Origin of the sequence: Sphingomonas sp. OV641, from assembly GCF_900109205.1 — a bacterium.
In the GTDB taxonomy this organism is placed as follows: domain Bacteria; phylum Pseudomonadota; class Alphaproteobacteria; order Sphingomonadales; family Sphingomonadaceae; genus Sphingomonas.
This window is the reverse complement of record NZ_FNZB01000024.1, coordinates 1-4,460: the sequence shown is the minus strand read 5'-3', so window position 1 is coordinate 4,460 and position 4,460 is coordinate 1. Positions and strand designations below refer to the sequence as shown.

Genomic DNA, 4,460 nt, shown 5'->3' with positions numbered 1-4,460 from the left:
CCCATCGCAATCACCTCGTCGAGCGCGAACGGGATCATGATCAGCATGGCGAGCGCGGCGATCAGCGCCAGCGTGCTCCACGTGCCGATGACGATCGGCTGGCTGATGATGAAGTAGATGCTGACGACGCCGAGCGGGATGACCAGAATGCCGAAGAAGGTCACCATCCACGGCATGGTGCGCCAGCGATCGCGGGTTCCCATCACTGCCATCAGGATCTCGAGCACGTAGCTGATGGTGCCGAGACCGCCGTCGGCGATCGGCCACGCCTTCGACATGTCGGAAGTGATGATTTCCTCAGTGCCGTTGCGCGGGTCGGTCAGCGATCCGACGAAGAACGGCTCCCAGGCTGTATCGATGTGCCCGAGCTGGTAAGCGGTCAGGATGCGCGAGGTGAGAAGGCCGATCAGGCCCATGGCGACGATCGGCAGCCGCTGCGCGTCAGTGGACGGCGAATAGGTCCAGCCAGGCGGGATGTTCTTGGGGTCCATCATGCCCGCCATGCTCATGCCCGGCATCATCGGCACGAGCACCGACAGGGCAATCACGGCCGAGCCGATGAGCAGGTTGTTGTTGTACTGAGCAGCGCTCGGGCTCCAGAAGATTAGCGGGGCGAAGAACAGCCAAATGCCGACGAACGCCACCGCCCATTGCGCCCAGGTCTTGGTCCTGGCCGACAGCGACAGCGCACCGAACAGCGCGATGGCGAGGCCGCTGACGACATCGCTAATGGCCAGCGCGTTCGCCCGCCACTCAATCGACGGCAACCCGCGATCAATCGTTACGAAGCGCGCGGCCTCGCCGACGCTCTGCGTGGTCACGGAGTCGTATATGAGCGGGCTGGAGGCGAGCCACAGCCCAAGACCGATGTTCGCGTAAAGAGCCCAGCGCGCACGGCGCTCGTCCCGGTCCATTATGGCCATGTGATCGCCGTGTGCACCGTGGCCGGACATCGCCATGTCCGCCGCGCCAGGGCCGTGCCCCATGGCTGCATGGTCCATGCTACTATGGTCCACAGCCCCGTGATCCATACCGGCCATCCCGGCGCCTGCCGCCGTAGGTTGATGGCTCGGCGCTACAGGTTCGGCCTCTGGCTTATCGTGCCAGGCAACCAGGTTCTCGTTGAGCTTGTTGTTCCGATACCAGGCCCGCGGATGGCGCTTCAACGCCGCAACGATCGCGGGCAGCGTGTCGCGGAGACTATGTTTCGGCTCCCATCCGAGCAGCGAACGCGCGCGGGAGATATCGAGGATATAGTGGTCGTTGCTGCTGTCGATCATCCAGGGCTGGATGAAGTCGTCGCTGCCGAGCGCTTCGTTCTGTAGGATGATCCCGGCTTTCGCGAGCGGCTGCGGAATCCGGATCGTCTTCCAGCCCTCGCCGTGGAGCGCCTCGCCGACGATGTCCTGGATCTCGGCATAGCCGGGCGCGTCGGGCTCGCCGATGAGCAGTGGCAGCTCCGCCGGAAGTTCGTGCCGCCGATCGACCAGGCGAAGCACGGCATCGGCCAAATCGTCGCGGTGCACCGATGACTGTGCCGCACACAGCATGCCGGGATAAAAGTGCGAGATCAGACGGTGCTCGTAAATCTGCGATATCTGCTGCGCAAGAAACGCCGAGCGTCCGTCGTCGTCGTAAACTCCGGCGGCGCGCATATAGACGACCGGGATGTTCCCGTGATGCTCATGCAGCAACGCCTCGCCATCGACTTTGGACTGTGGGTACGCCCAGGACGCACCGATCGGGGAGTCCTCGTTGATGCGCTCGTCGGGTGTGGAAGTCGGCTTATGAACCAGCATCGTGCTGGCGAAGACGAATTGCTCGACCTCGAACGATTGCAGCCCGTCAATCAGCCGGCGGGTGCCCTGCACGGTGACCTTGTCATAGAGCGGATTGGGATCGCCCGTAATATCGTAATAGGCGGCTAGGTGGATCACAGAGGCGATGCGGTTGCCGTACCGCGCGCGCACCTCTTCGAGCGCGGCGCCCACCGCCTCGTCAGAGCCGAGATCGAAGTCGATTGCCGCCGCGGGCGGCGGCGGGTCTGGAGGACCGGCACGATCAAGGCCGACAACCGTGTAGCGTTCGCCGAGCCGGGCAATTAGCGCGGCGGCGATGAAACCGCTCGCACCCGTGATCAGAACGACGCCGCCGCCACCCTGGCCGCTGCCGGCTTCACTGCTTTTGCCATCGATCATGACTTGCTACCCTCGTTCGTTTGTCTCTGAAAACGTTAACAGGCCAGCTTTTCAGCCTTAACCCGCGGCGTGTGCGGGCATCCGGTCATAGAACTCGACCTGCATTCGCATCGGTCCGAACGGTTCGACAAAATGTGGTTGGTCCGGGAGCACCAAGCCAGGACAATCGGGATCGAGTATGGTTTCCGAGGCCGGGTCGAGAACATGATAGCGCAATCGCCCGGCGCGCACTCGAATGGCGCCCACACCCCAGGCTTAGTGCGATGCTCTTTTTGCAGCCCGGCCGGAAGCGTGTTCTCGTCGAACACAGGGGTGCATTTATAGGGCAGCGGTCGCTCTGGAGGCGGAGAGCTCATGACAATGAATCCATCACTTCGTAGCCGCGTAGGTCAGATATTCGTCTGATCGGCGGGAACGTCGCGCGGCAGCGTCGCGGCGTCCTCTGCGTCCGTCTCGACCGGTAGGTTCGCGCCGAGTGCGTGGCATGTCATCGAGATCGAACCCATCGAAAAGCCGCGCACGATCGGTTCCGGCCGGGCGTCCTCAGCGGCCGCCAGGCCTGCCAGGTAGAGGAGCGGAACGAAGTGGTCGGGCGTAGGCACGGCGCGCGCGTAGTCGGGATGCTCGCGCACCCTCAGAATGTCGCTTGGCGCGTCGGCGAGCTGCGCTACCACGGCGTCGTCGAACCGCTCTGCCCAATCGAATGCTGTGTTAGGCTGGTCCCACTGGATTTCTCGTAGGTTATGGACGACGTTGCCGCTGGCGAGGATCGCCACGCCGCTGTCGCGCAACGCGGCGAGCCGCGCGGCGATGTCCACATGGTATTCGAGCGGGCGCAGCGCATTGATCGAAAGTTGCACCACGGGCACGTCGGCTTGCGGGTAGAGGTGCGCGAGCACGGACCAGGTGCCGTGATCGAGCCCCCACTGATCGCGGTCGAGACCAACCCATTCCGGTTTCACCACTTCCGCAATCTCCTGCGCCACGTCCGGCGCGCCGGGTGCCGGATAGTCGAAGTCGAACAGCGCCTGCGGGAAGCCGTAGAAATCGTGGATCGTTCGAGGTCTCGGCATGGCCGTCACCGCGGTCGCACCGAAATACCAATGGGCCGAGACGACCAGCAGTGCACGGGGACGGGGCAGTGTTCGCCCGAGCGACTTCCAGGCGTCGGTGAAGCCGTTCCGCTCCAGCGTGTTCATCGGGCTACCGTGGCCGATGAACAGTGCAGGCATCCGCCCGGCGACCATCATGCCCCTTCCCCGCGACGCTGGAGGGAAGCGTCCAGGCTCCAAGGTCCTGGCCCCGCGAACACGAGATAGAGGAACGCGAAGCAGTAGAGGATCGCTGCATCGCCCCCGTTGTTGACCGGGAATGCGTTCTGCGGCGCGTGCGCGATCCAGTAGGCGACGGCCATCGTGCCGGAAGCCAGGAAAGCGGCTGGACGGGTGAACAGGCCCAGCGCGATCAGAAGCCCGGCCGCCAGCTCGACCAAGCCCGCGTATGCCCCAGGGTTGTCGAATGCAAAGCCACTACCTGCCGCTTGGCCAAGCGGGAAGGACAGGAACTTCTGCGTCCCGTGCTCAAGGAAGACGAGACCGGCAACGATCCGAAGGGCACTCAGCATTCGCGGTGCCCAGAAATGCAATCTTTCGTTCATGGCCATCGCCGCTCCTTGTTCCCTCAGTCAACGCGGCTTGTTCATTCAAAATCCAACATTTGGATGAAGGATCATCAAGAGCTTGCCTCGCGACAGGCATGCTTTTTGTCCCGCGCACTCAACGTAATGACCATCCCGGACCAATCCTCTCGTACACTCAGCTTTGCAGCGCGAGGCGACAGTCCCGCAAGCACCTGTGGGCGACTTAGGGCGTCGGACACGTAAGCTCAGTCCAAGCGGGGGGTATCTTGGGAGGCGAGGGTTAAGCCGCGCAAGTGGGTAAAAGAAGGTGGAAGGCCTGGGCGGCGCTTGTGTGGGCGGATGGTCCATAGCGTTTACATGCCCGACGCGGGTGGCGCGAGGGTGCCTAGCCATGCCACGAGCGCCAGAATGCCGATCACGCAGGCTGTCTCGATCGCGAGGCTGACCCGCAGCGCCCTAAGCGCCCCGCGATGGTCGTTCATGGCAATCGAGCGCTCAAAGGCCGGCGTGAGGCGAAACCGATTGAGGGAAGCGAGCCCCAGCATCCCGGCGAACAGGGCTAGCTTGGCGAGCAGCAACAGGCCGTAAAGTGTCGTTCCCAGAGCCATAAAATTGGTCGGCCC

General features: G+C 63.5%; 4 protein-coding genes and 1 pseudogene. All 5 read right to left on the bottom strand.

Annotated features, from left to right (window positions below):
* On the bottom strand, positions 1-2,198 hold a 2,198-nt coding region (locus BMX36_RS21090), incomplete at its 3' end, for a vitamin K epoxide reductase family protein (protein WP_093068530.1).
* A gap of 57 nt (positions 2,199-2,255) precedes the next feature.
* Positions 2,256-2,554: pseudogene (locus BMX36_RS21085) on the bottom strand (DUF1971 domain-containing protein).
* A 33-nt stretch (positions 2,555-2,587) separates the two neighbouring features.
* Positions 2,588-3,448, bottom strand: a complete 861-nt coding sequence (gene ygiD, locus BMX36_RS21080) for a 4,5-DOPA-extradiol-dioxygenase (protein ID WP_046407130.1) — start codon at positions 3,446-3,448, stop codon at positions 2,588-2,590.
* Positions 3,445-3,855 carry a DoxX family protein gene (locus tag BMX36_RS21075; RefSeq protein WP_046407150.1) on the bottom strand — a complete coding sequence of 137 codons (411 nt, stop codon included), beginning with the start codon at positions 3,853-3,855 and terminating at the stop codon, positions 3,445-3,447. The genes ygiD and BMX36_RS21075 overlap by 4 nt, the downstream gene beginning before the upstream one ends.
* A 335-nt stretch (positions 3,856-4,190) precedes the next feature.
* Positions 4,191-4,460 (bottom strand): CopD family protein (locus BMX36_RS21070; RefSeq protein ID WP_143058641.1); only part of this gene is annotated, 270 nt, incomplete at its 5' end.